This window comes from Xanthomonas sp. SHU 199 (assembly GCF_000364665.1).
GTDB classification, from domain to species: domain Bacteria; phylum Pseudomonadota; class Gammaproteobacteria; order Xanthomonadales; family Xanthomonadaceae; genus Xanthomonas_A; species Xanthomonas_A sontii.
The window spans coordinates 1-3,594 of the sequence record NZ_AQOI01000449.1 but is presented as its reverse complement, the minus strand read 5'-3'; the positions used below and the strand labels follow the sequence as shown (position 1 = coordinate 3,594).

At 71.0% G+C, this 3,594-nt stretch carries 3 protein-coding genes; 2 read left to right on the top strand and 1 reads right to left on the bottom strand.

The window, feature by feature from the left end; genetic code table 11:
- Nucleotides 1–66 precede the first annotated feature (66 nt).
- Entirely contained in the window at nt 67–1,680 is a 1,614-nt protein-coding gene (locus D183_RS0114350) for a serine hydrolase (protein WP_017909612.1), read from the bottom strand.
- 374 nt (nt 1,681–2,054) lie between these two features.
- On the opposite strand from D183_RS0114350, the gene D183_RS0114345 reads away from it, so the two are divergent.
- Both D183_RS0114345 and D183_RS0114340 read left to right on the top strand, forming a co-directional pair.
- Complete coding sequence (locus tag D183_RS0114345; protein WP_017909611.1) at nt 2,055–2,894, top strand: DUF72 domain-containing protein; 840 nt, start codon at nt 2,055–2,057, stop codon at nt 2,892–2,894.
- A 200-nt stretch (nt 2,895–3,094) separates the two neighbouring features.
- Nucleotides 3,095–3,594 (top strand): 2-keto-3-deoxygluconate permease (locus D183_RS0114340; RefSeq protein ID WP_026144483.1); only part of this gene is annotated, 500 nt, incomplete at its 3' end.

Sequence of the window (3,594 nt, the reverse complement as noted above, 5' to 3'; positions counted from 1 at the left end):
CTGTCATCGCAGGTGCATGACAGTTGACTCCTACGAATCCCGAATCCCCACTCCCGAATCCCGGCCTCACTCCGGCGTCAGCACCAGGTCCTGGAAATCGAAGCTGAAATCGGTCAGCGGCGAGATCGCCTGCATGCGCGCCTCGCGCACCTTGCCGTCGGCGGTCAGGGCGAAGCTCAGGAAGGCGTCGGCGTTGAGCGAGCGGTCGCGCCAGCGGACGATGAAGGTGTCGTGCTGCCAGTGCTCCAGGGTGCCGACCAGCTGCGCGGTCTTGCTGAACTGCAGCTCCAGGCGCTTGCCCTGCTGGCGCACCACCACATCGCCGTACCACGGGTCGCGGTAGGTGCCGGCATAGCCGGACAGCGGCAGCGACGGCGTGGATTTGGCGTCGCGCGCGGCCACGTGCTTGGCCCAGTCCTCGTCGGCGCTGGCGTCGGCCTTGGCCACGGCCTTGGCGTAGGCGGCGGTCCAGTCGGTCGCCGGCGCGCCCAGGTAGGCGTCCAGCACGCGCAGGGTGATCGCGTTGAAGGCGGCGCCGACTTCCTGGTTGGTCAGCACGATCACACCCAGCTTGCGCTCCGGCACCAGGGTCAGCCGCGAGACCATGCCCGGCCAGCCGCCGGTGTGCCAGACCAGCTTGGCGCCACGGTAGTCGCTCAGGCTCCAGCCCTCGCCGTAGCCGGCGAAGTTGGGCTTGGCCGGCAGCAGTTCCGGCACGCTCGGCTCGGACACCGCGATCGGCGTGATCATCTGCCACATCTCCTGCTGGCGCTGGGCGCTGAACAGCTGCCGCGCCTGGCCGTTGGCCGACGGCAGGCGCCCGCCGTCGAGCTGCACCTGCATCCACTTGGCCATGTCGTGCACATTGGCGTAGATGCCGCCGGCACCGGAATTGTTGGACCAGGTCAGCGGCGCCACCGTGCGCAGCTCGCGGAAGTCGAACTTGGCGTGGCCGACCGCGGCCTCGTCGCCGGGCTGCAGGTGGTCGCTGTTGATGCGCGCGCCGGTCATCCCCACCGGCACGAAGATGCGCTGGCGCACGAACTCGGCGTAGCTCTGTCCGGAGACCTGCTCGATCAGCTTCTGCGCCACCGCGTACAGGATGTTGTCGTAGGCGTAGCGGTCGCGGAAACCGCCCTTCAGCGGCACGTGCGCCAGGCGCCGCACCACTTCCTCGTTGCTGTAACTGGTGGCCGGCCAGAACAGCAGGTCGCCCGCCCCCAGGCTCAGCCCGCTGCGATGGCTGAGCAGGTCGCGCACGCGCATTTCGCGGGTGACGTAGGCATCGGACATCTGGAACCACGGCAGGTGGTCCACCACCCGGTCCTCGAGCTTGAGCTTGCCTTCGTCGGCCAGGATCGACAGCGCGGCGGAGGTGAAGGCCTTGGTATTGGAGGCGATGGCGAACAGGGTCTGCGCGTCCACCGGTTCCGGCTTGCCGAGTTCGCGCACGCCGTAGCCGCGCTCCAGCACCACCTGCCCGTCCTTGACGATGGCGATGGCGATGCCGGGCACGTCGAACTGCTTGCGCACGCGCTCCACCTGCGCGTCCAGATCCTGCAGCCCGGGCGGCAATGCGGCCGGGGCCGGTGCGGGGGCCGCGGCGGGGACAGGCGCCTGCGCCTGCACGGTGGCGCTCATCGCCAGCAACAGGCCGCAGCCCATCGAGATGCTCTTCAACTGCGTCGCTCCTGAAGAAGGGAAACCGAAGCCGCACGCCACCGCGCGCGCACCTGGCGAGTGTAGAGCCTGCCGGAGCCTTTGCGGCGGACCAAGGCGCGCCGCTGCGACGCCGCGTAGTGCCAGATGCGGTCCAGACGCGGGTGGCCGCTACTGCCAACGTCCAACTCGCACGCAGCGGCCAGCGGAGTTGGCGGCCATTCCCGCCCTGCACGCACGCATGGCGCACGCCATCGCGCAGGCGACGAACACGCGGCACAGGCACACGCCGCGCACCGCCCAGCGACACCACCAGGCCACTGACGCCCACGACCACACCCCGCAACGCCGCGCTGCGGCACAATCGCTCCCCGCCTGCCGCCAGACACGCCCGCATGAACGACCTCTTCGACTCCGCCCCGGCCGCGCCGGACGGCATCCGCGTCGGCATCGGCGGCTGGACCTACGCGCCGTGGCGCGGCGGCATGTTCTATCCGCAGGGCCTGGTGCAGCGCCGCGAACTGGAATATGCCAGCCGCCACGTCACCAGCATCGAGATCAACGGCACCTACTACGGTGCGCAGAAGCCGGAGACCTATGCGCGCTGGCGCGACGAGACGCCGCCGGGCTTCCTGTTCTCGGCCAAGTCGCCCAAGCGCATCACCGCCTTGCGGCGGCTGGCCGGCGCCGGCACGCAGATCGAGGATTTCGTCGGCGGCATCGCCAGCCTCGGCGACCGCCTCGGCCCGCTGCTGTGGCAGTTCGAGCACGGCCATCGCCTGGACCTGGACGACCTGGCCGCGTTCCTCGACCTGCTGCCGCGCCAGGCCGGCGGACACCGGCTGCGCCACGTGCTGGAAGTGCGCGATCCGGCCTGCGTCGGACCGGAACTGCTGCACCTGACCCGCCGGCACCGCGTGGCCACGGTGTTCACCGATTCGCCCGAGTTCCCCTCCTTCGCCGACCTGGGCGCCGACTTCGTCTATGCGCGGCTGATGCGCAGTCGCGCCGACGTCGCCCATGGCTACCCGCCGAAGGAATTGCAGACCTGGGCCGCGCACGCGCAGGCCTGGCGCCGCGGCGAGGATCCGCAGGCGCTGCCGCACGCCGATACGGCCCTGGCCAAGACCACGCCGCGCGAGGTCTTCGTCTACTTCATCAGCGCCGCCAAGGAACGCAATCCCGCCGCGGCGATGGCCCTGCTGAAGATGCTGGGGTCCGCCGCACAGGCGTGACGCGCTCGACCACGCGTACGCGACGCCCGGCACGGCGCAAGCGCGACCGTCGCCGCCGCGATCGCAAGACGGCTGAACCGGACCCCGAGCGCGCGCACCCGGCGACACCTGGCGATCGCCGCGCTGGGGTACAACACCGCCCGTCCGGCGCCGTCGCCGGGCCGCGGCCGCGCGCCGCGCCTCCACACGCGGAGCCCTCGATGCGGATCAAGCACACGCTCGAACGTCTTCCCGGCGGCATGATGCTGGCGCCGCTGCTGCTCGGCGCGCTCTGCCACACCGTGTGGCCGCAGGCCGGCGCCTGGTTCGGCTCGTTCACCCAGGGCCTGATCGGCGGGCTGGTGCCGATCCTGGCGGTGTGGTGCTTCTGCCTGGGCGCCTCGATCCGGCTGCGCAGCGGCGGCCGCGTGTTGCGCGCCTCCGGCGTGCTGGTGCTGACCAAGATCGCGGTGGCGTGGCTGACCGCGGTGATCGCCGCGCGACTGTTGCCGCCGGGCGGCGTCGTCTCCGGCATCTGGAGCGGCATGTCGGTGCTGGCACTGGTCGCGGCGATGGACATGACCAATGCCGGCCTGTTCGCCGCGCTCATGCAGCAGTACGGCCGCCGCGGCGAGGCCGGGGCGATGGCGCTGATGTCGCTGGAATCCGGCCCGCTGGTGACCATGCTGATCCTCGGCACCGCCGGCGTCGCCAACTTCGA

What these genes read in the sequence shown, in the direction of transcription:
- D183_RS0114345 (WP_017909611.1), top strand. Translation starts at nt 2,055, where the DNA reads ATGAACGACCTCTTCGACTCCGCCCCGGCCGCGCCGGACGGCATCCGC.